The sequence below is a fragment of the Margalitia sp. FSL K6-0131 genome (assembly GCF_038008735.1).
Lineage (GTDB): Bacteria > Bacillota > Bacilli > Bacillales > Bacillaceae_C > Margalitia > Margalitia shackletonii.
This window is the reverse complement of sequence record NZ_JBBOZS010000001.1, coordinates 332979-359952: the sequence shown is the minus strand read 5'-3', so window position 1 is coordinate 359952 and position 26974 is coordinate 332979. Positions and strand designations below refer to the sequence as shown.

29 protein-coding genes and 1 pseudogene are annotated in these 26974 nt (G+C 37.2%); 8 read left to right on the top strand and 22 right to left on the bottom strand.

All coding sequences use genetic code 11. From position 1 onward, the window contains the following. Positions 1–11 precede the first annotated feature (11 nt). Complete coding sequence (locus NSQ59_RS01860; RefSeq protein WP_055737989.1) at positions 12–614, top strand: hypothetical protein; 603 nt, start codon at positions 12–14, stop codon at positions 612–614. 198 nt (positions 615–812) lie between these two features. Here NSQ59_RS01860 and NSQ59_RS01855 read toward each other — a convergent pair whose 3' ends face one another. From NSQ59_RS01855 to NSQ59_RS01840, 4 genes are all read right to left on the bottom strand, one after another. Beyond that, positions 813–1313: a GNAT family N-acetyltransferase gene (locus NSQ59_RS01855; protein ID WP_055737988.1), complete on the bottom strand. Its 501-nt coding sequence runs from the start codon at positions 1311–1313 to the stop codon at positions 813–815. Continuing rightward, positions 1294–2079, bottom strand: a complete 786-nt coding sequence (locus tag NSQ59_RS01850; RefSeq protein WP_055737987.1) for a hypothetical protein — start codon at positions 2077–2079, stop codon at positions 1294–1296. The genes NSQ59_RS01855 and NSQ59_RS01850 overlap by 20 nt, the downstream gene beginning before the upstream one ends. Positions 2080–2142: 63 nt before the next feature. Beyond that, the gene (locus NSQ59_RS01845) at positions 2143–3363 is read right to left on the bottom strand and encodes an MFS transporter (protein ID WP_083489175.1); all 1221 of its coding nucleotides are present in this window, start codon (positions 3361–3363) and stop codon (positions 2143–2145) included. Between the two features lie 334 nt (positions 3364–3697). Continuing rightward, positions 3698–4741: an ArsR/SmtB family transcription factor gene (locus NSQ59_RS01840; RefSeq protein ID WP_340828833.1), complete on the bottom strand. Its 1044-nt coding sequence runs from the start codon at positions 4739–4741 to the stop codon at positions 3698–3700. Between the two features lie 184 nt (positions 4742–4925). Here NSQ59_RS01840 and NSQ59_RS01835 point away from each other — a divergent pair, with 184 nt between their 5' ends. Next, entirely contained in the window at positions 4926–5381 is a 456-nt protein-coding gene (locus NSQ59_RS01835) for a helix-turn-helix transcriptional regulator (protein ID WP_055737984.1), read from the top strand. Positions 5382–5681: 300 nt separating this feature from the next. Further along, positions 5682–5969, top strand: coding sequence for a hypothetical protein (locus NSQ59_RS01830; protein WP_055737982.1), 288 nt, complete (start codon positions 5682–5684; stop codon positions 5967–5969). A gap of 230 nt (positions 5970–6199) precedes the next feature. On the opposite strand, the gene NSQ59_RS01825 is transcribed toward NSQ59_RS01830, so the two are convergent. Together NSQ59_RS01825 and NSQ59_RS01820 are read right to left on the bottom strand one after the other, a co-directional pair. After that, on the bottom strand, positions 6200–6493 hold the full coding sequence (locus NSQ59_RS01825) for an RNA polymerase alpha subunit C-terminal domain-containing protein (RefSeq protein ID WP_055737981.1): 294 nt from the start codon (positions 6491–6493) through the stop codon (positions 6200–6202). A gap of 36 nt (positions 6494–6529) precedes the next feature. Continuing rightward, positions 6530–7822, bottom strand: coding sequence for a helix-turn-helix domain-containing protein (locus NSQ59_RS01820; protein WP_055737980.1), 1293 nt, complete (start codon positions 7820–7822; stop codon positions 6530–6532). 154 nt (positions 7823–7976) lie between these two features. Between NSQ59_RS01820 and NSQ59_RS01815 the strand changes: the two genes are divergently transcribed. After that, complete coding sequence (locus tag NSQ59_RS01815) at positions 7977–9224, top strand: MFS transporter (protein ID WP_235950665.1); 1248 nt, start codon at positions 7977–7979, stop codon at positions 9222–9224. Positions 9225–9475: 251 nt separating this feature from the next. Here NSQ59_RS01815 and NSQ59_RS01810 read toward each other — a convergent pair whose 3' ends face one another. The 3 genes and pseudogenes from NSQ59_RS01810 to NSQ59_RS01800 all read right to left on the bottom strand — a co-directional run bounded on the left by NSQ59_RS01810 (position 9476) and on the right by NSQ59_RS01800 (position 11872). After that, entirely contained in the window at positions 9476–10357 is an 882-nt protein-coding gene (locus NSQ59_RS01810) for an NAD-dependent epimerase/dehydratase family protein (protein ID WP_055737979.1), read from the bottom strand. Between the two features lie 197 nt (positions 10358–10554). Beyond that, complete coding sequence (locus tag NSQ59_RS01805) at positions 10555–11412, bottom strand: hypothetical protein (RefSeq protein WP_340828827.1); 858 nt, start codon at positions 11410–11412, stop codon at positions 10555–10557. Next, positions 11409–11872: pseudogene (locus NSQ59_RS01800) on the bottom strand (SRPBCC family protein). Before NSQ59_RS01800 ends, NSQ59_RS01805 begins: the two are co-directional and overlap by 4 nt. 150 nt (positions 11873–12022) lie before the next feature. On the opposite strand from NSQ59_RS01800, the gene NSQ59_RS01795 reads away from it, so the two are divergent. Continuing rightward, positions 12023–12667: an alpha/beta hydrolase gene (locus NSQ59_RS01795; protein ID WP_340828825.1), complete on the top strand. Its 645-nt coding sequence runs from the start codon at positions 12023–12025 to the stop codon at positions 12665–12667. Between the two features lie 118 nt (positions 12668–12785). On the opposite strand, the gene NSQ59_RS01790 is transcribed toward NSQ59_RS01795, so the two are convergent. Next, positions 12786–13454, bottom strand: a complete 669-nt coding sequence (locus NSQ59_RS01790; RefSeq protein ID WP_055737976.1) for a Crp/Fnr family transcriptional regulator — start codon at positions 13452–13454, stop codon at positions 12786–12788. Between the two features lie 74 nt (positions 13455–13528). Here NSQ59_RS01790 and NSQ59_RS01785 point away from each other — a divergent pair, with 74 nt between their 5' ends. Together NSQ59_RS01785 and NSQ59_RS01780 are read left to right on the top strand one after the other, a co-directional pair. Next, on the top strand, positions 13529–14287 hold the full coding sequence (locus NSQ59_RS01785; RefSeq protein ID WP_340828823.1) for an HAD-IIB family hydrolase: 759 nt from the start codon (positions 13529–13531) through the stop codon (positions 14285–14287). After that, positions 14275–14892, top strand: coding sequence for an HD domain-containing protein (locus tag NSQ59_RS01780; RefSeq protein WP_055737974.1), 618 nt, complete (start codon positions 14275–14277; stop codon positions 14890–14892). The genes NSQ59_RS01785 and NSQ59_RS01780 overlap by 13 nt, the downstream gene beginning before the upstream one ends. Positions 14893–14974: 82 nt before the next feature. Here NSQ59_RS01780 and NSQ59_RS01775 read toward each other — a convergent pair whose 3' ends face one another. Further along, on the bottom strand, positions 14975–15706 hold the full coding sequence (locus NSQ59_RS01775; protein WP_340828822.1) for a MerR family transcriptional regulator: 732 nt from the start codon (positions 15704–15706) through the stop codon (positions 14975–14977). A gap of 164 nt (positions 15707–15870) precedes the next feature. Here NSQ59_RS01775 and NSQ59_RS01770 point away from each other — a divergent pair, with 164 nt between their 5' ends. Next, complete coding sequence (locus NSQ59_RS01770; protein ID WP_340828821.1) at positions 15871–16314, top strand: hypothetical protein; 444 nt, start codon at positions 15871–15873, stop codon at positions 16312–16314. A gap of 39 nt (positions 16315–16353) precedes the next feature. On the opposite strand, the gene NSQ59_RS01765 is transcribed toward NSQ59_RS01770, so the two are convergent. From NSQ59_RS01765 to NSQ59_RS01715, 11 genes are all read right to left on the bottom strand, one after another. Then, positions 16354–16692: a DUF1801 domain-containing protein gene (locus tag NSQ59_RS01765; protein ID WP_340828820.1), complete on the bottom strand. Its 339-nt coding sequence runs from the start codon at positions 16690–16692 to the stop codon at positions 16354–16356. Between the two features lie 45 nt (positions 16693–16737). Continuing rightward, positions 16738–17172 (bottom strand): YciI family protein, encoded by a 435-nt coding sequence (locus NSQ59_RS01760; protein WP_340828819.1) that lies wholly within the window; start codon positions 17170–17172, stop codon positions 16738–16740. Positions 17173–17483: 311 nt separating this feature from the next. Next, the gene (locus tag NSQ59_RS01755; RefSeq protein WP_340828818.1) at positions 17484–18749 is read right to left on the bottom strand and encodes an RNA polymerase sigma factor; all 1266 of its coding nucleotides are present in this window, start codon (positions 18747–18749) and stop codon (positions 17484–17486) included. Further along, positions 18746–19177 carry a YciI family protein gene (locus NSQ59_RS01750; protein ID WP_126648095.1) on the bottom strand — a complete coding sequence of 144 codons (432 nt, stop codon included), beginning with the start codon at positions 19175–19177 and terminating at the stop codon, positions 18746–18748. The genes NSQ59_RS01755 and NSQ59_RS01750 overlap by 4 nt, the downstream gene beginning before the upstream one ends. A 103-nt stretch (positions 19178–19280) precedes the next feature. Further along, on the bottom strand, positions 19281–20087 hold the full coding sequence (locus NSQ59_RS01745; protein WP_340828815.1) for an alpha/beta fold hydrolase: 807 nt from the start codon (positions 20085–20087) through the stop codon (positions 19281–19283). Positions 20088–20628: 541 nt separating this feature from the next. Next, on the bottom strand, positions 20629–21774 hold the full coding sequence (locus NSQ59_RS01740) for an ABC transporter permease (protein WP_340828813.1): 1146 nt from the start codon (positions 21772–21774) through the stop codon (positions 20629–20631). 2 nt (positions 21775–21776) lie between these two features. Next, entirely contained in the window at positions 21777–22889 is a 1113-nt protein-coding gene (locus NSQ59_RS01735; protein WP_340828811.1) for an ABC transporter permease, read from the bottom strand. Between the two features lie 19 nt (positions 22890–22908). Further along, on the bottom strand, positions 22909–23844 hold the full coding sequence (locus tag NSQ59_RS01730) for an ABC transporter ATP-binding protein (RefSeq protein ID WP_340828808.1): 936 nt from the start codon (positions 23842–23844) through the stop codon (positions 22909–22911). Between the two features lie 172 nt (positions 23845–24016). After that, a complete protein-coding gene (locus tag NSQ59_RS01725; protein WP_340828806.1) occupies positions 24017–24739 on the bottom strand; it encodes a gamma-glutamyl-gamma-aminobutyrate hydrolase family protein in 723 nt (240 codons plus the stop codon). A gap of 299 nt (positions 24740–25038) precedes the next feature. Then, entirely contained in the window at positions 25039–26139 is a 1101-nt protein-coding gene (locus tag NSQ59_RS01720; protein ID WP_055737962.1) for a sensor histidine kinase, read from the bottom strand. A 10-nt stretch (positions 26140–26149) separates the two neighbouring features. Further along, positions 26150–26791, bottom strand: coding sequence for a response regulator transcription factor (locus tag NSQ59_RS01715; protein WP_055737961.1), 642 nt, complete (start codon positions 26789–26791; stop codon positions 26150–26152). Between the last annotated feature and the right edge of the window lie 183 nt (positions 26792–26974).

Below are 26974 nucleotides of genomic sequence, written 5' to 3'. Positions count from 1 at the left end.
GGAGGGAAATAATGAAGAGAATCCACCATCAACCACAATCTGATTACTATGACGAACGAATTGTTCCTATTGACGAAAAAATTTGTGAATTGTTGAAGCAAAGAAAGGAAATCTCTAACAACCGCCCGGGTATGCCATTTAATGAATACATCTCTGCTTGGGCAACGAAATACGGCTTTTATGAGAATTTTTTACATTCCATATTTTGGTCATTGAAAGTAGAAGAGCATTATCGGCCTATGGTTGAACCAAATGGTTTCCGAAAACTCATACCGGTTCAGAAATCCGTTGAAAAGGATGGGAGATTTTATTCCGTTACTTCTATTCATCAATATACTAATGCCAGTGTTGTAAAATTAATCATTGAATGGGATAGCACAATGGATTCACCAACAGACACTCGTGAACATACCTTTTTTGAATTATCTATTGGAGAAAAATACGATTGCCGTATGAATAACGGGAGTGGTTCAACAGGGTTGAATATCCGTAATTTCGTAGTTTCGCCAGCATTACATGATGATATCTCCGGACTAGACTTTATTTTTAAAGAATTTAACGAACCGTTTATGGAAAATCCGACAGGCCTTGAAATTATGATCCATGTGGATTAACTACCCTGATGGAACTATTGGAAAAATCAATGGAAAAGTGATAAATCTAAGAAAAGGTGAAACCTACGATTTTAGTAAGGATCCGAATTGGGTTTCGGAGTATCATTGAGTACAGGCTAGTGAGATTACAATATGAAAAAGGGATGCTCACTCATCCCTTTTTCATATTAGATACTATTCATCCAAATAATATTTTGCTCAGGAAGCCGCTTTTTCAATCTGTAAAACCATTCTAACTGTTTTAAGGTCATACCCTTCAAAATGATCAACAAACTCAGAAACTACCTCGAATCCCTTCGCATGATAAAAATTTTTTCCGATTATATTATCCTTTTCTACGTTTATATAAATCTCTTTAACACCTTCCAAATATTTGATTCCCTCATTTAATAAGGCTGTTCCTATTCCTTCCCCTTGATATTCCGGGTACAGGTAAATTGCGCCAAGCTCCGCCTCCCCGTTCTCTTTTAAAGGAGAAAAGTTTGCAAACCCAATGACTTTCCCTTCTACTTCTGCAACAAAAATAAAGGACCGCTCGTATCTCCTTTGCATCATTTCATCATTGTAGGCATATTTTAAAAACTTTTCCTGAACATGTATGGGGATAATGCCTTTGTACGTTGCATTCCAGCTTACCTTTGCTACGTTTTGAACATGAGGAATATCCTCTAATTGCATTTTACGGATTGTGTATTGCATGATTATTACTTCTCCAATTTTTATAAATTTCTAATACATTCATTAAAAACTGAAAATCATAACCTGTTTTTCCATGTATTAAATTCGCCCAATCTTCTATTCTTGTAAGTTTGGAATCATGGAATATTCCTTCTGTAGTGCTTAAAAAGCTTTCCCAATTGTAGAATTCCCAATGGGCAATTTCCGATTTATATGGGATTCTGCATTCTAGCAATGGCTGCGGCTTTAATAGATTTTGAGAGAACTCGGCTGCCTGTAAAAATTCAGTTTGGTCAATTGGGGCAGTGTCATAAACCTGTTTTGAAATTTTTCCGTTTGGACGGTGATAGAGAATCTCTACTTCCCTTTCCCTTGGCTTCACTTGTACGTCAGCCGCAGGGAAAAATCCGGGCAGCTTTTCCTCTGTAAACTCATCATGATGTTTGTCGATTAAAATGGGCTGAAGCCATTGGTCCCCAAGATCACATAAGAACCGATTTCCATATGCATCTAAAGCAATAATCGCAACATGGGCATGACTCGTTCCTAAATGATGACCAATTGGATATGCCTCTATCCCGTCTTTATGAAATTCATCCAGAATCCAGATGGCAAGATCAAAGCAATTTCCGGAAATCCCATACTGTTCCCGATGCTCTTTCATCAAGGATACGTCTCTTTGTTTCTTTTTCGTATCCTGATGATAAAACCATGCTTTCGTTAATGTCTCCATTGGGAATTGATCAAATTTCCTCCAAGTGGAAAGGATACTCTGCGATGCAAACATTTTTTCACACCCACCTAAACTAGTTATAACATTGGATTCTACTATTCTGTACGAATATCCTTCTTATGCTGCTTCCCTTTTCTCAACTGATTGATCAAGAAATCGAAAATAAGGCAGCAATATTCCTAGTAAAGATACTGCGGAGATAATGGACCCTATCAATATATATAATGGCCGAATTCCCCAGGCATCACTTAATACACCGCCTAACCCCACACCGATTGGCATGACACCTCTAATAATCAATAGTCTTACGGAAAAAACTTTTCCCATTAAATGATTAGGTACTGTTTGTTGGCAAATGGTGATATTGTATACACTGAAAAATGCCATGACAATTCCTGCTACCGCCTCCGTTATACAAGCAAAATAAATATTATAGTTAAAACCTAATGATACATATGTTAAACCGCCAATCACTAACGAGCCTAACATGAGCACCCTTCGACTTTTTAGTCTTATTTTACCGACAAGCATAGAGCCAATAACATATCCCAATGGGAAACCGGCCATAAAATAACCATACTCCGCATAGCTGCCTGATAATTCATCTGTTATGTAAGGGAGATTTGTCACCATCGTAACCCCTACTCCAAATTGAACAAAAGCAAGAAAGATTCCTAACCAAACAATTACAGGTTGAGTAAAGAAATAAAATAGTCCTTCTTTAAATTGTTCCAGCCAAGTTTTCCGCACATTTTGGTGAACTCTTTTTTCTTTTATAAAAAGGAGCAGTGATCCGCTTAGAATCAGCAGGATACTAACAAATAAAAGTGTTAGTTTTTCCCCTATATATTCGACTACAATACCTCCTAAAATTGGTGCAAGGAACGTCATCAATCTGACAGTTCCATCAATATAGGCATTTGCCTTACTAATTTGTTCTTTCGCTACAATAGTCGGAGTAATAGCCTGGTTCGCCGGAGTGTAAATAGGAGTTATTAAACCAACTATTATTTGGACTGTGTAGATATGCCAGGATTCAAGTTGGCCATTTAATAATGAAACCAGTGGAATCAGAAAAACTATTCCCCTTGTCCATTGTGAGAAAATCATAATTCGCTTTCTGCTCCACCTGTCAATGTACGGTCCGATGATCAATTGTATGACGAGGGATGGGATGAAGTATAAAAGCCACATGCTGCTGAGTGCCATTTTAGAGCCAGTTAGCTGATAGATTAGAATCGAATTGCAAAAGGTTCCAAATGCTCCTCCTATTTCCGAGACGGCATTTCCCATCCAAACAGATAGAAATGAACGATTTTTTAGTAGAATGTTATTCAATTTGAACACACCTTTGAAAGAATTTTTTATTTAGGTGCCACCCTTTAATCAATTCGGTGATTCTCCAATTTTTCGGTACTCCACTTTGAATTTCATCAATTGCGGACACCAGATCCCTTATGTGTGACAAAACTGCCTATTTTCATATGTTAGCGGACACAGATTCCGCTTTTTGGTTAAAATGCGGTGATTTTCATGTGTTTTTATGCAATTAACGGAACCAGTGTCCGCTAATTTATTCCATTCTTGATAATTTATTAAAATAACGGATTCAGTGTCCGCTATTGCTATTACTTCATAAGTTGGGAGATTCTCCCCTATTTTCGGTAACCACCTACCCTTTCAAAAAATACTCCAATTCCTTCGCTAGCATATCAAGTGACTTTCTCTTTAATGAATACTTCGAATCAATGATTTCTACTAATTTTGCAGACCTCAATATTTTTAAGTGATGATGAATAGTAGATTTTCCTACATCTAAATGTTCGGTGATTTCCTGTAGAGTCCGATCTCCTTCATACAACAACTTAACGATTCTTAACCTCGCCTCATCACCGAGAGCTTTATGTTTTAATACTAAAAAGTTATTGGGAGCGTAACGATCGTTTGGATAAATGCTTTCGTTTGCAACTGGATAATAGTACACCTTTGTATCCTCTAAATCTGCAGCAATGTTCCAAGGCCGATAAGTATATTGCGGGATTAAAAGTACATAATTCACACTAGGCTCAGGGTTATAGGTTACTCCACCAGTTGCCCATTCTACCAGTTCCTCCGGCGTTAATTTATCCGCCATCCTTTTTTTCGATTCGTAATCTGTTTTTAAGATGGATTGGATTTTTTCCTCATCTTTTTTTAAAACAAATTGATACCAACCGCTCACCACCGCAATCAAATGTTCTTTTAACAGGTCGCCATCCGCATTACAGATGAATTCTATGTAATCCGGAAAAAATGGATTATCACTCGTTAGATTTTTCATCTCTTTCACAGATGCAGCATCCCCTAATACCGACTGTTGTCTCATTTCCTGAAATTCACTTCCGATAAAAGGGAGACAAATAAATTTCAGCTCTAAATTGGAAAGTTCTTTTATGTAAGAAATAAAGGAAGGTAATTCTGAGAAGTCTTGTTGATGCAGTAATTGAAGCAATGCTTTCCATGTATTATGTTCTTCTACAAAATCTAGTTGTTGTCGCATTTCTTGTGATAACCCACTACGAATCTCCTCCCAAACACTGGCCGGCTTGTCCAAGGTATGCAGTAAACGAGCATTGGTAATAGCCGCAATCCCCAGTGCACATTCCCAGAGAATGGAGTATTTTAATTGAATCTTATATGTCTTTCTTTTTCGGCTTGTCAGATTTAGGACATCCATTTTTGCACCTCATTCGAAATTTTTCATTAATTTTATTCTATATTTATAGAACGAAATATTCAATATTTTTAGAATACAAAATTTCATTAGTGGTAATTAAGGTAAAATTTCCTTGCACCACAGCAACGAATAGTGTAAAATTACACCAATTACCACAAAATGTAACTAAAAAGGATATGATTGTATGAATCGAGATCAAGTCATTGAACTTATTTCTAACAAATTTAGGCTAATTCGTTTGGAAAAGGGGTATTCACAGGAAAAAATGGCGGAAGTAATCGGCATTTCCAAAAAAACTCTGGTGCAAATTGAAAAAGGCAGAACTTTATCGGGATGGACAAATGCAGTGGCAATATGTGCACTGTTCCAAGACAGCGAAGTGTTGCAATCTATTTTGGGAAATGAACCGTTAGAGGTGATGGAAACCATTGCACATAACGGAATTAACCGTCCTAAGGAAAAATCATTGGGCGGAAAAGTTTGGTGGAAGGAAATAGTTACTAAAGGAAGGTTCCGTTTGCAGCAAAATTTAATCAGTCAGCATTATCGTATTTTAGATGACAAACATTATCGTTGGTTTAGCTCATTTGATAAAGAAGAAACTTTAAGACGTTTAAACGAATTAGATAATCAAGGATAATTCGGAGGGGCTACTTATGAAAAATTTCATTATATCTCCATATAGTACCGCTTTAACCTTCATTTTTTCCACAATAGGTTTTATCTTCAGCATGCTTTTCCAAGACATGGCGTATTGGGGAAAGGATACAATGGTCTGGTATAACGTTGGTGCAATAATGTCCTATGTCTCATCCATACTGGCATTAATTTTTTTAGTATTCCTAGTTATAAGGATTAAACATCTTGTTTTATATTTGATTCCTTAAAGTATCGTGATTTTTATAATAAATAGGCGTAATAAAATACAGGAGGTTGTTGTATGAGAAAAAGGCTTATTGCATTATCTTACTTATTTTTTTCTATTTCTGTTATGGCTAAAATGGTAGAATCTCTTTTTTCATCCTCACATTATTTTTATTATCATTATTTAAACCTTACACTGATCATCGTTATGATCTTCCCTCTTATCGGGTTTATTTTAGCTTGTCTTGGAGATGGAGGAAAAGCAAAAAGGAGGGCTATTGCTATAATTTTAAACGGTATCTGCATATTTCTCTTTTTACCCTTAGCATTGCTGAACTTTTGGATTATTAATTTTGGAAAGTAAGTGGTGGGGGGTAGTGTTCTCCTCAAAAAGCAACCTTTTTCGCATTCATATCCTTAAATATAACCTTTAATACTAACGATTCAGTCAATTTAATCAAACGTTTGATTAAAATTGCATGTGTCGAATAAGTGTGGAACGAGTAGAATATCCAAATCAATGAATCATAAAAACGGTTGGAACTTACCCCCAACCGTTAAATTTATTTATCTTTAAGGATGTAATCTTATCTATTAGCTTCTAAAAGATAACCCATTTTCCTCTAAAGCAGATCTAAGTTTGGGCAATGAAGCTGGTCCCATCCCATGAAATTTCAATATCTCTTTTTCTGTATACTTTGCTAGCTCTTGTATAGAGGTTATCCCGTTGTTTTCTAGCGCTCGTCTTGCTGGTGCAGATAGGATGGAAAGAAATCCATTTTCAGGTATTGGTTCCCGCTCACAAATCGGACAAGCCGGGCAATCACTGCTTTTATAATATTTGTGTCCTTTTTCGCAGGTTCTTAAATTTTTATTTGAAGTTGTCATTCTAAAAATACCTCCTTCTCCGTTAAATATATACCTTCATGCCTTCACCTGAATCTCCTGCAAAACATTTCTTGCAAACTGATAATACGCAGTGTGCGGATATTGACGCAGCCTTTTTATAGCCTCCAGAGCATATTCCGTGGCTTTTTCTGGTTGACCAAGTTCCTTATAACATATAGCTTGGTATGATTTATTTATCTCCCGAATCGCAATGTCCATTGGAGAGTACTCAAAAACATGTTTATTGTCTTCTTTTAGTAATTCTCTGAATAAAGGTAATGCTTTTTCCGGTTGTTTCAGCTTTGTATAACATCTGGCTTTCATATCTACTGCGGAATCTCCGTATATGATTTTCCAGTTTTCGTTTAATGACTCCATGTTTTGCAGTTTCTTTTCATACTCCATTGCCATTTCAAGCGCTGTTTCAGGGTCGTTCTCATAAAACTCTGCATAGTGCGTCAAAATGATTTCTTTTTCAAGATACAGGTGATCATTATCAACGATTTCGAAAAACTTATTGATTTTATCCACATATTCTCTTGCAAGCGAAAAATTATTGATATTGTAGTACATTAAAGCTCCGCGGTTATGGATTTCAAAAAAGCGATTTAGCATAACATGTTTATTGGAGAATCGTATAATTTCATCAAGCAGCCGAACCGTTCCTTCAAAATCACCTAATGAATCCAGTATGTCCATTTTCAATAGCATTAGGTCAATTTGAACGGAAATCGTTTCATAATCCGTTCCTGTTACATTGTTAAGGGCCGTATTAATGAGTTCCAATGTTTTTTGGTAGTTCCCATGAAAGGATTCAACATATGCAAAGAAAAAGCGCATTTTCAATACTCTGCTTTCCATTTGCAGATCTTTATATAATTTCTCCGCTTGTGCAGCATGTATTGCCCAATCCCTATCATCTAGCAGATCATATTGCGATTTGTAATACAGATAATAAGAAAATAGACTGCGAGCGTAAATTTCATAAATTCTTGCAGACGCAAAATCACTTCCTAACTGAGGAAGCAACTTTTTAATATGAGTAATAGCTTTTTCTAATTTAACGGAATCAGCCATACCATCCAACATATCCAATAGATAGGTTAACTCATTCCTTAACTCCTCTTTTGTTAGTCCTCCACCTAACAAATCCGAAACGTTTACCCCTAATTGATCAGCAATATGCTTTAAATTTTCAGCTGATGGCTTGGATTTTCCATTTTCTATTAAACTGACCATTGCCGGAGACATTTGGTCTTTTGCCACATCCGCTAAAGTAAGCTTCTTTTCTTTTCTCAGTTTTTTTATTTTTTCCCCTATATGAGTCATTTGTAAACTCCTTTTCGGTTCAATCGATAACCATATTGTATCACATTTTAAATATATTTAATTTTATTTTTAAAAATTTTTAAAAATTTAGTTGCATTTATTTTTAAATATATTTAATATTATTTTTAAATAAATTAAAGAAAGGGACATAAACATGGAAACAGAAATTGCCCAAATTAAACAAGAAGCACCTAACTCGTTTATAAAAAGAAACATGTCTCTAATTGTAAGTACATCCGCAATTGGGAGCATTGCCGAAGCGATTTATACGCTTTGTGTTTCATGGTATGTGCTGGAACGTACTGGGTCTGCCTTTTTAACCTCAGCCATTGCCGCTATTTCCTTTATTGTGAATGTATTTGCGGGGCCATTTATAGGGGTGCTTGTAGATCGAACCAATCCAAAGTCAGCTATGCAAAAAGCGTATATTGCGATGGCGTTGATTGGAGTAGTATTAGCTTTATCATATGTTTTTTTCATTGATTACATAGTCTTTTCTGTTATGGTGATGGTTATCCTTAATGATGTAGCTCAATTATTTATTTTTCCATCACGAAACCGTTTGTTGCCTTCTCTTATAGGGAAAGATCGCATTCCAATAGTGAGTGGATATTTGTCTTCAGCAAACAATACTGCTTCTTTACTAGGCAATGCTATTGCAGGATTTTTGCTCTCGTTAATTGGGTTTATCGGAGTCTTGTTGACACATTCTGTTTTATTCATCCTTGCAGCCGCATTGGTAAAATGGTTGGTACTTCCTAAATATGAATCAAAGAAAATACAGCAAAACCAAAAGAAAAAGGAATTTTGGAAAGAGTTTAAGGAAGGAGTAAAAATTTTACGGGGACATAATGCATTACTTGCACTTACGTTTATGAATATGGGTACAAATATTGTTTCGATTGGATATTTATATATTGTTCTCCTTAAAACACAATATGGAGCTACTTCGTCACAGTATGGCTTTTTTGAGGCTATTGGTGTAGCTGTCTCCATTGTGACTGGCCTTTTTGCTGGTAAAGTAGTAAAAAAAATCAAACCTGTAATTATTCTATCAGGTGCACAAATTATATCTTGCAGTTGCATGGTCTTATTGGGAACCGTAAATGAATTGGTATTTGCTTTTATTTTATTCGCTATACAAACATTTTTTAGTATTTTTCAAGGAGTTGTAGTAGGCACCCTTTTTATTACACTTGTGGATGCAAAATACCGTGCTCGGGTGGATTCTCTTGTTACTAGTATTTCCGCATTCATGATGCCCGCTACCGTCTTTCTCGGCGGCTATTTAGCCGATCATATTCCAATTCGGTATATTTTTTACTTCGCAGGTACATGGGCGATGTTAATGGGATTGGCTCCGTTGTTTAGTAAGGATGTAAGAGGATTGAAAAAGATATAAAGGAAAATTCTTCGTCAATTAATATCATGTTTTTCGATGTAATAAATCGGAAGTCCCTCATAAAACAATGGTTTTCATTGATTTTAATCAAACGTTTTATTAATATACTTTTTTGTCACTATTTGTTGTAATGTGGAAAATGTTACTTTGAAATAAATCAAATTATCTAGAAGGATATATTTTACAAATATAAAAAGAATCCATTTTTGATCAAAATGGATTCTTCAATATGGCGAAAGCTAAATTTACCTTTATTCTTTATTACTCGCAATCGCTTCAATCAATGGTTTCAACCAATCATGTAAATTAGTAAATTGGAAACCACTGTTTGTTGCCTTTTCATTTGTCATATACCAAGAAGCAGGAATCGCATAAGGTGAGCGTATTTCATCGTTTCCAACTAAGGAGATTTTTGCTGATTTTCCAGTAGCTTCTTCGACCAATTTTATTAACTCAGATAATGCAATCTTCCCGCTTGCTGTTGCATTATATGGCCCCTCCACTTCTGAGAAGCCAGCCCATTTTAAAAACCGTGCTGCCTCTGTTGCTTGGATAAAGGACATTTCTGCGTCCATATTTAAAAATCCGATTGGCTCTCCATTTGCTACACGTTCAACGTGGAAATGTAAACGGCGTGTATAATCATTTTCTCCCATTACGATAGGGAAGCGAACTGCTACAACCGGGAATTTCGCATATTTAAAGAAAACAGCTTCCGCTTGACGTTTTCCTTCCCCGTAAGAGAAATCTTCACTATTGCCAAAACGAATTTCATAATGATAAGGATTAAAATCATCCTCATTTTTTACTTTCCCATCCATTTCATATGTAGAAAGTGTAGAGGTGAAAACAAGCTTGCCAATTTTTCCATTGAAAACTTCACAAAACTCATAAGCTTCATTTGGGGAAAAGCAAATATTATCATAAACAATATCAAATGTACGATCTTCTGCTATTTTTGCCAGTTCTTCCTTATTGGAACGATCTCCGACAAGATGTTCTACCTTGTCACCAAATGGATTGCCGGATTTACCCCGAGTCATGATCGCAACATTATGTCCTTCTTCAATCAGTAACTCCACCAATTCACGGCCAAAAAAACGTGTACCACCTAGTACTAAAATATTTTTCATTAATTCGTTCTCCTTTATATTTGCTTTGATAGTTTAATAAGACTTCACATTACCTTTTCGTCTATCACTTTTAGACAATGTATCTTATTAAAAGAGTTACTGTTAAGGTTCTATATTAATAGGCATAATCCTTCTTTCTCCAGAACAGTGCAGACCGAACTTGATTTTCAATTAGGTGTGGCAAGAGACCGGCCCCCTCATTTCGCTTCATCCCCTATACACAACAGCCATTGTTTTATACGGTCTTCAAAGTCTTCCTCTTTCCAGGCTATAATCGCCCCTATTTCTCCCAATCTATCAATCTCTTCTTGAAAAAACATCTCCCCAATAAAATAGGCTAATCTACTATAGCCAAATTTATTACCGCCATTGATGGAGAACCATTCAAGATACAATTCCTCCGTTGTGAGAGATTGATAGTCTTCCGCAAATGCGCTTTTAATTTCATTTGCGTTTTCATTTGCAAAGTCAAGCCATTCCTTCCCTTCGTCGTTATACGAAAAGTAAATAGACGGATGTAAGCCCGGAGCAATTTTCCTCGAAAAATGGGTTGCCACTCCTTCCCGATAAGACCAAATCAGAGGGCTGTTCCACTTTGCTTTTGTCCAATCCATCCCCGCATTATCAGTCAAAATATTTTGGGCAGCGTGTCCAAATTCATGGGCAACTATTACTCTTAAGTGATCTGGATCTGGTGATAATTTTTCTAAAGCGAATGTAATGTTAGGAATGATTTGCCGATAAGTATATGCGTTGGAACCGAATCCTCCAACAATCAAGTGAACATCAATCGGAAACGTAACTTGATACAGTTTAGAATATTCTTCTGTTACTTCCTTTATGATTGGAATAACATTTTGATGAACTTCTTTTATCGTTGAAAAATATTGTGGGTACTTTTCAATCGATGCGGTGTGTCTTTCATCTGTATCTTTACAATGGGAAGAAAAATACACCTCGAAAATATCTGGGTATTCGGCATAATAGCTTCTTAAGAAAGGAATGCTAGGTTCATAGTTATTCAAAAAGAATGGAGTGGTATCAATTAGTTTCATATGTATTTGCCTCCCTTTTCCGCAATTTTTTTTAATTCGTTTGCGCGAGAAATAATGAATTTTCTCATATATTTTTCCAAAATAATTTGTCGGCTAAAACCCCAATGAGACCTAGTGGAGATTTATACTGAAACTGGTCAATCATGATGGTTCCTTCCCCCTGGTCCATAAATTGATGTGTATGAACAAATGAGTGAAAGGCACCCTTTACCATAATATCTACAAATCTATTTGGCTTTTCCATTTCGATTATTTGAGCAGTTAATCTTTGCTTGATTCCGAAATGAACTGCCTCCCAAGTTACTGTATCCCCCAGTTCAAGCAGGCCTGAGGTGATGCCTCCCACTGCTCTTTCGTTTGTTTTACTTGTCGTTTTCGTATGTACCTCTACATCTCTTGCAAGGTCAAAGCATTTTTCAATCGGTGCCTTGATGAAAATTTTATACACAATTAATGGCATTTTGATTTTCTCCCCGAATTAGCACTTATATAGGTAATACTACAATTTTCCGGAAATTCCTTTAATCCGCTTCCTCTATTAAAATATGGAATTTTATGCTAAAATCAATACAAATTGTTTGAATATTCCGTCTTGTAGAGGAGGGTTTTTATGAAGCAAATAAACACAAATATCGTTCAAGGTTACAAAGAAAAAGATATTCCTTTTTCTTTGTATGCGGATGAAAATAAATCTAGTAATTTAGCCATTTTCCTCCCAGGGGGAGGATATTCCGTTGAAAGACCGCTTTTTCATTATGCAACTAAGATTTTTTTAAACAGATCATTTGACATTTTACATATAAATTATCAATACAATGATTCATTTTATGATGATTTCAGTAATGAGGAATTAGCAGAAGCGGTTAAATATGATGTAAGGACCGTTATTGATAAGATTTTTGGAGACTCACCTTACGAAAACTATTATCTAGTCGGTAAGTCCTTAGGAACAATCGCTATGGGCACTGAATTAAAAAGGGAGATTTTTAAGAATGCTAAAGCCGTGTGGTTAACCCCGTTGCTTCATAGGGATGATGTATTTAATGCAATGATCAGTAGTGAAAATAGTGGTTTGTGCTTTATTGGTGACAATGATTACTGCTATATTGAGGACAGATACAATCAATTGCTAAAGAATCCAAATATCCTGTCTACATTATTTCCAAAAGTGAATCATGGCTTAGAATATGAAGATGATACACCGGAGTCAATTGAGGTTTTAAAAAAGATTATGAAAGAAATGGAACAATTTTAAAGCGTGGTAAACGCCACGCCTTTTCCTGTTAATGACTTTTTGCTCACAAGTACTGAGGTGATTCTTCTCACCGGTTTTTCCTTCGTTTTCGTATGTACTTTTTTACACTTTAAAATTATTATTCATAACGAATATCCTCAGAATAAAGATCTAGTTTTGCAAAATCTATTATTTTAATCCCTTCTGTTGTTCGAGTAATAATATCTTGTTCACCCCAAGTTTTGATAATTCGATTTAAGTGTCTTTTGGTTGTTCCGATTAATGAAGCCACCTCATTTAAATTAGATGTAAAAATATAATCTTTTGTAGAAGAATCCGAGTAAATTGTACATAAATAAGCTGCGAAACGAGCTTCAACTGATGCTAGTGCATTCACTCTTGAGGAAATAGTACAAGTTTGCAATTTATATGCAAGTTCTTTTAATAGAAGCTTTGTAAATGTACCATCCATTTGCAAATATGTTATATAAACCGAAAGTGGAATGAAGATAAAAGTACACTTACTTGAGGCGATGCAATCCGATTGAATCGTACAGTCTTGTAAAATTTCAATATCGCCCAAAACAGACAGAGGATTGCAATAACGTAGTAATAATTCTTTGCCGGTTACTTCCCTTGTTGTTACATAATACCGACCTTCTATTAACAAGTATAACCCGTCTATTTCTTTTCCCGATTGAAGAATAATTTCTTTTTCATGGAATGTGCGTAACATCAATAAATGCTGAATAGATAAAGGAATTGGTAGATTAAACTGTTCGCATGCTTGCTTTAAATTTATGCTCATATTTTACCTCCGGGACATCTGTCCTCTACATTCTATCAAAACTTTTGTAACATATGTAAAAAGGGGTGAGCATAATGAATTTTGTATTTGATATAGACGGCACTATTTGCTTTACTGGAAAGAATATAGAGGAAGAAATTTGTTCTGCTTTGGATGAATGCTTGGATAAAGGGCATGAAGTAATCTTTGCTTCCGCCAGACCTATCCGTGATTTATTACCGGTACTGCCCAAGAGATATCATCACGTAAAGATGGTTGGTGGCAATGGCGCATTTACTTTTAAAAACGGGAAAATTGAAGTTATCTATTTCAAACAAGAAATAGTGATAGCATTAAAAAAATTGATAGAATCATATCAATTAAAATATCTAGCAGATAGTGATTGGGATTACAGTTTTACGGGTGAAGAGGATCATACGATTTTTAAAAACCTAGATTCCCATAAAACAGCGATGAATAAACCACTTGAGGGATTAAATGGAATTTCAAAAATGGTGATTTTTTCTCCGCCAGCGGAGGTGAAACAGGCTTTACATAAAATGCCGGTTTCTTTATTTGAACACCATTCAGAGGAGTTAATTGATATAAGTCCCCTTGGCATAGATAAACAAAAGGGGTTGCAGCAATTAGGTATTACAGAATTTATTGCATTTGGGAATGATGCAAATGATAAGCAGCTTTTTCAGCATGCTAAGCATAGTATTTGTGTGGGGAATCATCCAGTTTCTGTGTATGCAAATGAAATTGTTAATAGAGAGAACGTCGCTAAAAAAATCAAAGAACTAGCGAAACGATATGTAAATGAGGAGAGCGTTTATTCATGCAACAACTAAAAAATGTCCTTCAATTGATTAAATTAGGTGAAAAACTAAAAATGGAACTGCGTCATAGCTGGCTTTCAAATGGGAGGCGAGAAAGTGTAGCAGAACACACTTGGCGGGTTGCACTTATGGCCATGGCAATAGAACCTTATCTGCATCAAAAAGTAAATAGTGAGCGATTGTTAAAAATGATCATCATTCATGATCTTGTAGAAGCATATGCAAAAGATATCCCTGCCTTTCATACCATGGATAACGCTGAACAAAAAGCATTAAAAAGACAAAATGAAATAGAAGCAATTGAAAAAATTCGCGATATATTAGGCGATGAAAATGGCCAAGCTTTTTATCATCTGTGGTTTGAATTTGAGGACAAAATAACATATGAAGCTAAAATTGCAAATGCATTAGATAAATTAGAAGCACAAATTCAACATAATGAAGCGAATATTGACACTTGGCTGCCTATAGAGCATGAAATGACCTTTATGCTTCAAAAACATACTGCATTTGATCCTGTGCTGAACGAATTAAAAGATTTAATCGAGCAAGAAGGAGAAAACAAACTGCTCGCAGCAAACATAGATATACAAAGGTTAAAAGAAAATCTTAATTAAAAAATTATGTTTTTTGTGGGCTATTGCATAAGCATAAAAATTGGGAGAGGGGGACCCGCCCCTTCACCCCATTCCAATTTGGTTAGGACAATTTTTCTAAAGCTTTCTTGATATATTTATATAAAGGACCATCTATACCGAATTGAATCGGATTATTAGGGTTTTCCGCATGGAAACGTTCCGCTGCTTCCACAATTTTTGGATCTCCCCCGGAAAATATATTGGTTAGTTCTCTCCAGCGTTTTGCTAATTCCTGCACTTCATCACTCTCAACCGGAGTATTCTTCTCCATAAGTTTCCTTACCCTTTCAATTAATGTTGACCACTCATTTTGCACTTCTTTTATTTTTTCAGGCCCAAATTGTTCGCTTCTTTTCTTTAAATTCGCCAATTGTTCTTCTGTAAAATATTTATTAGTAGTCATCTTCATCACCTCAATTAATTTGATAAAACGCTCAACCGACACATCTCTTTGTTGGTTAAGAAATTCATATAGTTGTTCTAATTCCCTTCGCAGCTCTTCTTGAATACGAATGTCCTCATTCAGCTTTTCTAGTTGGATTTTAATAACCTCCAATGGTCTGAATGTCGGGCTTGTAATAAATTTTTTAATTTCATCCAATCCGAATCCTAATTGCTTCAAGGATAAGATTTGCTGCAGTCTTTCTAAATCAGCATCCGAATATAGCCTATGGCCTGTTTCTGTATGCTTTGAAGGAGAAAACATTCCTATCTGGTCATAATGGTGAAGTGTACGGACCGTAAGACCAGATAGTTTCGCCAGTTCTCCTACTTTCCAATGTTTCTTTTCCATCATCATCTCCTCCTAATTCGTACGAATAGTTTTTACCGGTAATTAAACTATACAACCTAACGTTACGTTGGGTTCAAGAAAAACATTATATTTTTTTAAAGGAGTTTTAGTAATTGGAGAAGAACCATATAATTTAGAAAATACTGGTCTTAAAGGGGGATAAAATGAGGGCACGATCTATACCATTGTTTGCAATGTTATTTCTTTTCCTGTTAACTCCTTTAAAATCATTAGCCGATTGGGCATATCCCTTTGTTGTTTGGAATGGATATATTTACGTTGTAAGTGAGGAGAAGGTAGAAAAGGTAGATAAGGAAATCGGGCATGTAACAAAGTACTCAGATAGGGAAGGAACGTATTCCGGAAACTTTTCAAATGTCTTTAAGAAAGGAACGAAATATTACTCTATAAAAGGAATTAGTACGGACGAGGCAATTGCCGTTCAAGATGGGAAAGGAAAGTTTGTAAAAGCAACAAGAGAAGGAAAATATGAAGGCGATAAAAAGTCATCTGAAATAAACTTTATAAAGTGGGCTGCTGTTTTTTTGGTAATCATTATCATCATTGCGACTGGGGGCAATTTTGTAAAGAGAAAGAAGGAACGGTAGTATTCCTTTTCATTAAAAAAGGGACAAGGATCTGACCCCTTATCCCACTGAAGCCTGACTAACCCATGAAACTAGCTGCTCGGAATCAAATGTGTCCCCTTTTCGCAGCTTTAATGTCTTTCTTTCCGGTGGCCCATCGAACATGCCTTCCCGTAGATCCAGTGAGGAAGCATTAAAAATCGTAAAACTAACAGCCTCTTTCGATGTTGAGATAACAGCAGCATATTTTCCATTTTTCAAAAAATGTGGCTTTTTATATTGGATACGTTCATTTACATCTGGGATAGCTTGATGGACAACTTTACGTAAACTGGTGGCTAATTCTCCTTGCCAGGGTTCTTTTATGGAATGAATAAAATCGGTTACTTCTTGATTCATTTTGACATCATCTCCTTTATTTATAGTTGGTTTTCTTAGTTTGCATTATAATTCTTTCAACATATTGAGCTGATCATGCAAATCAGCTTCTAATGCTTTAATTCCAGGTTCTTGTAAAGATTCTCTTTTCTCTTTAAGCCTTCGCAATTCAATCTCGAACTCACCGTACCCCACTGGAACCGGCATTTGTAGAGCCCAGTTTAGAGCCTCGTCCTCCGATTTCACGTCAATCAAGGTATATTCCGCTATGAAATCCTGATTTAACGGAAACGGACCGACCTGCACCTGTGGTTTTGCTCCACTCATTGGATACCTTACTTTTATCCCATTTGAACTTGGATAAAGTTCCTCATCTGCAAGAAGTGCGCCAATCTTAGCCAAGGACTTCTTATACGCATTCATTGCATCATGGAGTTCCTTGCTGTAAGCCACCCCAGCTTCCGTGTAAGCTGTAGCCTTCACAATCAACAAAAATCTCATTATTTTTCCCTCCTAGTAAGAAAAGCGTAAGTGCCTTGATCATCGGCGTACGGATTTCGTAGTCTTCGACTGAGATAAAGGAAACACCGCGAGGTCGTTCACGAGTGATGTTGACTTATCGTAGGGAGAAGACGGAGAAATCCGCTAGCCGATAGGCGCTGCAGCTAGACAAATACTAAACTTGTGAAATACTTTATATGATACAAAGCTTGTAAATACTAATAGTTTAAGGAATATAGACTCCCAAAACTCCTTCCTTACTATTACGACGAATAGGAAACTATGTAATCGACAAGAAGGTTAAAAGATATTTATATCGATGTTTTTTTCTCACATTCTGCCGCTCTGTTTAGTAAAAGTGTTCGTTCGCGCTCATTTTGAGTTAGAGACGCTGCCCGTTCAAATTCTACCCGGGCTTCATCGTACCTCTCTAGTTTCATAAGGAGATCTCCGCGGACACTTGGCAACAAATGATACCCCTTTAAGGAAGGATTAGTATTCAACTCGTCCACAATCTGAAGTCCAAATGCAGGTCCAAATGCCATAGATATTGCCACCGCCCTGTTTAATTCTACGATTGGCGAAGGCATTACTCTTGAAAGTGCTTCATAAAGTGCAGCGATTCGGACCCAATCTGTCTCTTTGGGAGTCGGTGCCTGTGCATGGCAAGCAGTAATTGCAGCTTGCAAAGAGTATGGTCCAAGTGAATGTCCAAGACTGCGGCTGCGTTCAAGTGCTGCCAAGCCGCGACGAATAAGCAGCTGATCCCACAGTGCACGATTTTGGTCCATGAGAAGAATGGGTTCTCCTTTAGAGTTCACCCTTGTTTTCAGGCGGGAAGATTGAATCTCCATTAGCGCAACTAATCCATGCACTTCCGGTTCATGCGGTGCAATCTCAGCAAGTACCCGTCCAAGTCTTAGCGCCTCCTGACAGAGCAACGGTCGAGTCCAGTTATCCCCGGCTGTTGCTGAATACCCTTCATTGAACATCAGGTATATTACCTCAAGCACCGCTGAGAGACGATCTCTCAGTTCATCCCCGACGGGCACTTCAAAAGGAACATTTTTAGCATTAAGCGTTCTTTTCGCTCGGACAATTCGCTGTGCGATGGTTGATTCCGCGGTGAGAAAGGAACGTGCGATTTCTTCTGTAGTTAGACCACAAAGCAGACGGAGGGTTAAGGCGACTCTAGCATCCTGAGAAAGCACTGGGTGGCACGTCATAAAGATGAGACGAAGGAGATCGTCACCGATCTCCTCATCCAAAGCATGGTCTATGTCCTCTTCTGTATATAAAGTTGTATGTTGGGCGACCTCAGCGTATTTCTGATCACGCACTTTCGTTCTCCGCAAAAGATCGATTGCACGCCGCTTCGCCGTTGTCATTAGCCATGCACCCGGATTTTCTGGTATCCCAATTTCCGGCCATCGTTCAAGCGCAATGACCAAGGCATCTTGAGCCAGGTCTTCTGCAAGCGCAACATCCCGTACCATTCCGGTTAACCTGGCGATAACCTTTGGCGATTCTATTCTCCATATCGCATCAATCGTTCGATGTGTTTGGGACAAACTCACGCCTTTTGCTCCTCTACACGCTTTCGAAGTGCTGCTTCTTTTTCCAGTAATTCAGGATTATCCGTTAAGTCTTCCGCCTCAAATACCTGTCTAAGTTCAATTTCTCCCTGTCCATATCCGTGTGGGTCCGGCATCCTCAGAGCCCATTCAATTGCCTCTTCTCTAGATTTAACTTCGATCAGTGTATATCCCGCAATTATTTCTTTTGCCTCTGTAAAAGGACCATCTATAACCTTTGGTTTACCTCCCGGTTCTGGGTAGGAAATTCTGATTCCAGTTGAACTAGGCTGAAGTCCATCCGCAGCTAGTAAAACACCTGCTTTCACCAATTCCTCATTATATTTTTGCATCGCTTCCATTAGCTCCTTGCTTGGCAGTGCACCTGCCTCTGAATCTGTAGTCGCTTTCACAATCATCATAAATCTCATAGTATTACCTCCTGTTTTTTAATGAAGCTTTGTATCACTTCTACATATACAACGAATAATAAATGGATATATCGACATCAAAATAAAGTTTTTTAAAAAAGAATTACCTTGTAAAGAATGCACAAAGTTCCGATGAAATCATTTTTGAATTAAGTTTCTTGGTGTGGCCAAGACCTTTTTTACTGAGGAGCTGTGCGTTTGGCAGAACACCCGCTAATTCCTTGGCGCTATTGCGAAGAGAGGCAGGGCTTTCCGTTCCTTCCATCACTAGTGTTGGTACTGTAACTTTCCTCCACTGTTCGGAAGGCAGTGCTTTTCCTTCCATAAAACCATCTAACAAAGCGGCGTCATAAGGAAGCGTGTGAGCAACATCCAATAGCTTTGACCATACACCTGGCATTACGCGCATCATCGTTACAACAAACGAAGGTGCACCCATACCTTTTGTCATAAAAAACTTAACTGCTTCCGCTCGGTTATCAGCGGCAATAAGCTCGGTAGTTTGCTTCAGAAAATTTCCCGGTGGCTTTGGGTCTTCAGCGTTAACCACAAAAGGAGGTTCGTGAAGAGCTAATTTCGTAATGTTTGCTCCTTTCTCTGCTGCCTGCAGGGCAAGAGCCGCTCCAGAAGACAATCCCCAAACATATGCCGATCCGCCGGCTTCATCCATTATCGCCTGAAGATCTTCTATTTCACGTACAATGTCATATGGCTGTGTATCTCCGCTGTCACCTCTGCCCCTGCGATCATAGTTATAGACAGTAAAATACTCCGCTAACAAATTTGCCAGTTTTACTTGAGCTGGAAATTTTCTGTAGCTAAACGCTCCTGTTACTAAAATAAGTGCCGGTCCTTGACCCACTTTGTCATATGCAATCTTCGTGCCGTCTTTTGAGATTACGGAATACATACAATGGCCTCCTATTCAAAATCACTTCATTCGGATTTTCATTTCTTAAAATATCCTGCATTTATTAAGACAACGAATGCGCTAATGACAAATCGACACATCTATAAAAATATTTTTTTAAAATTTTATAACCGAATAAAACACATTTTAGATAAGTATAAATACTCTCACTGTATAGTAAATTCCTTTCTATTTTCAGCAAATTTTCCAAGACCGTTCAATAAGAAAAAAAGGGCATCCATCAAAATTGAATGCCTGTGTAGATCTCAAAGTTCAATGACCGTTTTAAAGAAAGTTATGTCGTTAATAAAAAAGTTGCACCGTTATACCCCTTATGGATAATATTGTCTAAAAAGTGTTCTTATGTCTCAGAGGGGAATTTTTAAAGCTGAAAAATTATATATCGTAAAATACCGAATTGGGGGCATTTTGATAAATTTTCATTTTAGATCTACTGCTCGTAAATTAATTTAATAGATACAATATCTTTTCAAAGTTCTCTTCATAAAAAAGGGATAAGGGAATCTTCCCCTTATCCTGCTTAAACAAAATTTCTGACATTGTTGTTACGGCTGATTTTATAGATTGCTATTAAGAAAAACGCTACAGCAAAAGCCAACAGAATCATGAAATTCAATGTTACATGCCCTAATTGTGCGCCTTGCTGTAATTTCTTAATAGTTTCCAATACCCAGTGCTGCGGGAGGAAATCAGATATTTTTTGCAATGCTTTTGGCATAATCTCGGCTGGGAAGAAACAGCCAGATAATAAGCAGGTTGGAACGATGAATAAGTTTTGCATTGCGCCTGATGCGCCTGTACTGTTTGTAAAAGCTACCGTAATTTGTGCAAATCCAATTGCCACTAATCCAAATATCAGCAGGATTAAGCCCAATTGCCAAACCGGCATATTGATGTTGATGTGAAATATCCACTTAAGGCAAAGTAATGTAATAATAATTTGAATTACCATCACAAAAAGATTCACGATGATATTGGCCGAAATATATTTTTTGGCATTAATAGGTGTTGATAGAAGTCTGTAATAGGTTCTATTTCCTTTTTCTTTTAAAATAATTTCCGCAAGGGTGCTTGCACTGATTAGCATAATCATTAATAAATATCCGATCGTTTGGTTGGTCATATCTTTATACTTTGACGTGTCCTTTAATACACTTGCGGACATCTTTACTTGTGGCTGATGGTAATCGGCATACATTTTATCGAATTTGTTTTGATCACCATTAGAAGCCTTACTGATTGCAGAAATATTATCAATATAATTATATTGATAGGATTTGATATAACTTGTAACCGTTGCGCCTTTTATGGAAGAAATGCTGATATGATTTGGATTTCCTGCAAGAACACTCTCAGCAAATCCCTTATCAAGGGTAATAACACAATCGAGTTTTCCTTCCGTAATTTGATCCGATACATCAGATTCCTTAATGTTTTTCACCTTCACATTCTCTAAGCCTTTTATAAACTTAATGGTATCTGTTGTTACAGCTTGATGATCATGATCGACAATTCCAACTTGTAGTGTCGTTCCACCTGAACCCCCATAGGAAAGGAAGGAGATAAATATTCCAATAAGAGGAGTGCATATATATAACAGAATTCCTTTTTTACTTTTAAACGTTACTCTCAGCATATTTTTCACTAACCAAAATATATCCTTCATATTTATAACCCCTCCCGTCTTTGAAAAGATACTACCGCTATCAGCATCATAATAATCGTTATCCCGATATTCAAAGTTATCGAAGGAATGGCTGCCGCAAGATCATTCGCATAAATCACCTTGGTAATTCCTTCAATTGCCCAAGATAACGGTGAAAGTTTTGGAATATTGCCTGCATAGTCGATTTTATAATAAGCACCACCAATGAAGGAGGCTATTTGAATGACAATCATCACAATGGTTCGGGCCGCTCCGCCTGTTTTGGTGATATAGCTTACACCAAGCCCGAAGCTGACAGCCATCAGCACTTCTGTTAACAAAATAAGGAGCACAACCCCCAAATGGTCTCCCCAATTTGCTTTAAAAACAAATTTGCTAAATAAAACAACGATGACAATAAAGATAAAATTTATTGTGATACTTCCAAACACTTTTCCTAAAAATATGTCGCTTTTACGAGCAGGAGATACTAAAAGTCGGTCCCCCGTTTTCCTTGCTATTTCCGTATTCATTAAGGAACTACCATTCAACGCAGCATAAAGAGCAATCATGGTCGTCATGGCAATCGCATAGTAGTCCATCGCTCCAGGAGATTTTGTAGCATGTAAGGAAGTTTCTTTTATATATTGGTTGGAGTGATTTGATGCAAGAACCATATTCACTTTACTCGGATCGACCTTTGCTACCGACATGGCAACATTGTATTTATCTACAAAAGCGGTCAACATTCCTTGAATAATGTTCCCCTCAATACTATTCCGGTCACTTTCATATAATTTGATTCCAGTGTTTGAAATCTCCACATAACCGTCAACATCATTCTGTTTTACTGCTTTCTTTCCATCTACATTCCCTTTTGTCTCTTTAAAGTGAATCCCGGATTTATTTGTTTCTTTTTTAAATGTTTCAAAGGCTTGAGCTAATTGATTATTCCCCTGATTTTTATATAAAACATGAATGTTATCGATTGAAATCTTATTCGTACTGAATGCATTTGATAATGCCATCCCAAGTACCAACATAAACACAATTGGAAATGCAATCATGAACACAAACATCCGGAAATCCCGAAAAGTTTGCTTTAACTCTTTTAAAAAGATGTTCACAATGTTCACTCATTATCCCTCCCTTCTATTAATCACGCAGGTTTCTCCCTGTTAACGTCAAGAACACTGTTTCCAGATTTGGTTCCTGCTCTTCTAATGAACGTATTTCTGCACCGTTCTTCATTAACTGTTCAATGATCTTATTTAAATTGTTCACTCCGGCATCACTATTGATTTTAATTACATTGTCTTCTATTTGAACTGCTTCCACTCCATTGATTGCTTGCAACGTGTTCGGATCAAGACCCTCCGCCGATTTCACTTCAATCCAAATATCCTTTGTATTCGTGATGATGGATTTCAATTGCTCCTTTGTTCCTTCCGCAATGATCTGGCCGTGATCCACAATAGCAATGCGAGTACAGATTTCCTCTACTTCTTCCATGTAATGACTTGTGTAAATGATCGTACTTCCCATTTCATTAAGCTTGCGTACTGAGGTAAGGATATAGTTTCTGGATTGCGGATCAATCCCGACAGTTGGTTCATCCATAATAATCAATTTTGGTCGGTGGGCAATGGCACACGCAATATTCAGGCGCCTTTTCATCCCGCCGGAAAAATTCTTTGGATAGCCTTTATGCTTATCACTTAATCCGACAAACTCGAGCGCCTCCTTTACACGAGCATCTAATTCCGCCCCACGCAGGCCATACAGCCCCGCAAAAAAACGAACATTTTCAAATGCGGTTAAATCCTCGTAAATGGCCAAATCCTGAGGAACAATCCCGATATTCATTTTTGCAAACCGGCTATGTTTTGCGGCGTTTTTCCCAAGGATGTTAATAACCCCTTCGTTGCTTCTTAATAGTCCGGATATCATATTGATAGTCGTGCTCTTACCTGCTCCGTTTGCACCCAGAAATCCGAAGATCTCACCTTCTTCAATTTTTAAAGACATATTATCTACCGCGATAAAGTCACCGAATTTCTTCGTTAAATTTTTTATTTCTAACACATTCATGTTTTTTCTCCTCTCGATTAGAAATCCGCTAGCCGATAGGCGCTGCAGCTAGACATCTATTAATGCGCTTATGATGTTATTATAGAAAAAGGAACACACTTCCATAAGTGCATTCCTTCACTGTTTTCACATGAGAATTTTCATGTTTTTCATATGAGTTTTTTCGCGGGAGTTATTTGCCTAGTTCACAGGCTTTTATAAACTCAGCAAATAGTTGATCCATCTGGTAATTGGTCCCCATTTCCTCCGGATGCCACTGAACTCCCAAAATCCAACCTTCTTCCATATTTATTGCTTCGATAGCTTCTAATATTCCATCATGTGCCCGCGCCGTGACCTTTAATCCGAGAGCAAGGGTGTTCACTGCTTGGTGATGGAAGCTATTCACCCTCACTTCCTGTGTCCCAAGTATAGTGGATAAAAAGCTATTTCCTTCTATTTTAACGGAATGAGAAGGGGTTTTACTGGATGCCTTTTGCGTATGCTGAATACAATTAGGAACAATACTTTCAATATCCTGCAAGATGGTGCCGCCCAGTGCTACATTTACGACATGCACCCCTCTGCAAATCGCCAAAATAGGTACCTTTCGTTTTCTTGCAGCGTGTACTAATCCTATTTCAAACTGATCCCGTTCTATTATGGTTTTTTTCAGCTGCGGATGAGGTTCCTCATGGTAGGTATACGGATCCATATCCTCTCCCCCGCTTAAAATAATTCCATCGCATACATCTAACCATTGTTCTGCCATTTCTTCTGGCGCAACAGCAATAATAACAGGGATGCCACCCGCATTAGTTATTGCATCACAATAACTAATAGGCAGCATTGAGCTTTCATGACCATTATAATGAACGGATGAACTAGTAATGCCGATAACCGGTTTTTTCATCATCTAAGAATATACGCTCCTCTTCACAAAAGTAAATTTATGTACAGTATTTCCTTTAGAAGAGGGAGGTATTTGTTTTAATAAAATATTAAATATAAAAACAAACGGACACTGGTTCCGTTATCTTTATAAAATCACCCTAATTTAATGACTAAGCGGACAGAGATTCCGTTATTTGCGTAAAAAAAGAGAAAATAACCTCCCTATTGCAAAAATAACGGAATCTCTGTCCGCAAACATAAGGATTCAGCCCGTTTTGTCACACATAAAGGAACTGGTGTCCGCTATCCTAAAGCTACTAATTAAATAGGCAGCAATGTCGTCACCGAAAACCCATTCATCCCATCCACTATCACTTTTCCGTTAATAGCGGCAGTCCGTTCTTCCATTCCCCTGATTCCAAGGCCTTTTTTCACCTTTTCAGCGCCTTTGCCATTATCCTTCACTTCGACTCTTATGATTTTATTTAAAACATTAAGTTCTATAGAAACATGTGTAGCATCCGAATATTTTAAGGTGTTCGTCAAAGCCTCGGTAATGTTCTCCTGTATGATTTTCCAATGAATTGGGGCGATAACCTCCAGATTCCCCTTGTAAATAAAGGAAGTGTCCAGCTGATGTTTCGATGAAAATTCATCAATTAATAGCTTCATTCGGTGAATACCCATCTGTTCGGTGGGCGGCTTCATATTTTTCAAGGTAACTCGAATGCTTTCAATTCCCTCCTTCGAGATATTGATGGCATTTTGCAATAATTCCGTCGCTTTTTCCTGATTTATGCCCATCAAACGCTTAGAGGCTTCCATTTGAATAAGAGCGCCAGTCATGGAGTGGCCAATTTTATCATGGATTTCTTGGGAAAGCCTGTTCCGCTCCTCCAGCTTAAAAGTATATTCTGATTGCCTTATGTATTCTTGATTTTCATTCAAACTTTTCGATAGCTTTTGCAGACTTCTTCGCATCGTATCCATCTGATGTTCGTATTTTATCAGTTTGTTGGTAAAAATAACTCCCATTCGAAATACCATATAGCTCAGTAGGGTTACCATTCCGTATGCAGGGTACATATTCCCCTTCATATATATAACCGGAATAAGGGTTATGAGTAACAAATATGGCTTTTTTTCCATAAAGTAATTCCCTAACTCAAAGATACTGATAGGCAGAAGCAGCATAAAGTGCGGATCGATTTGGATACAGAAAATAACTACTAATATAATGGACACTAGCATAAGCAGCTTTTTAACTATATCCCTTTTAAACAAATAGGTCACAATGCTCACACTAAAATAAACAAGCAGGGAAAAAACAACCCAGGGCAAATGAGGGCTGCCTGATTGAACATAGACTGCAGCAATATACCCCATAATAATTAATTTGCTGAAAATCATCCATAATTCCATTTTAATTCCCTCATTGCTCTACTTTGCCTGTTAAATAATAAATGGCAATTTGCGTACGGTGCCCAAGACCCGTTTTATTTAAAATCGACGTAATATAATTCGCAATCGTCCCTTCCGAAATAAAAAGCTGCTTTGAAATTTCTTTATTGGAAAGTCCTTTTGCAATAAGTGACATAATACTAAGCTCTCTTTCCGTAAACAAACTCGTATCAATTTTCGATTCCTGATTTTTAGACTCTGCCAAATTGGACTTTATTTTCTCCAGCACCACATCCTGTATAATACTATTTCCTTTATACACACCCTTGATGGCATCCCGAATGACTTCCGGTTCTGTATTTTTTAGCAAATACCCCTTCGCTCCGTTCTTTATCGCATCCATGATATATTCATCATCATCAAAGGTCGTTAGAATTAAAGGCTTTGTGTTTGTTTGCTCTGTTAGGAGCTTCGTTGCCTCTACGCCATTCATATTCGGCATTCTAACATCTAGTAAAGCAACATCAACTTCATTGTTTTTACAATAATCAACTGCTTCTTTCCCATCATCTACGGTCGCTAAAACCTCGAACTCATCATACGTGCTGAGGATGATTTTCATCCCCTCCCGAATAAAAGAATTATCATCGGCAATAATTAGTTTTATCTTCATTCTATAGAGTGCGCACTTCTCGCACTTTTCACATCCTTTATAAAAAATTACCCTTAAAAACGTATTCTCTTTCTTTCAAACAAAATCCTTTCTAAATTATTCTTACTTAATGTATTACAGGAAAAGCGCAATCGCCTTGCTCATCTGCTAGCGGATAGGCGTTGCAGCTGGACAGTGACTACA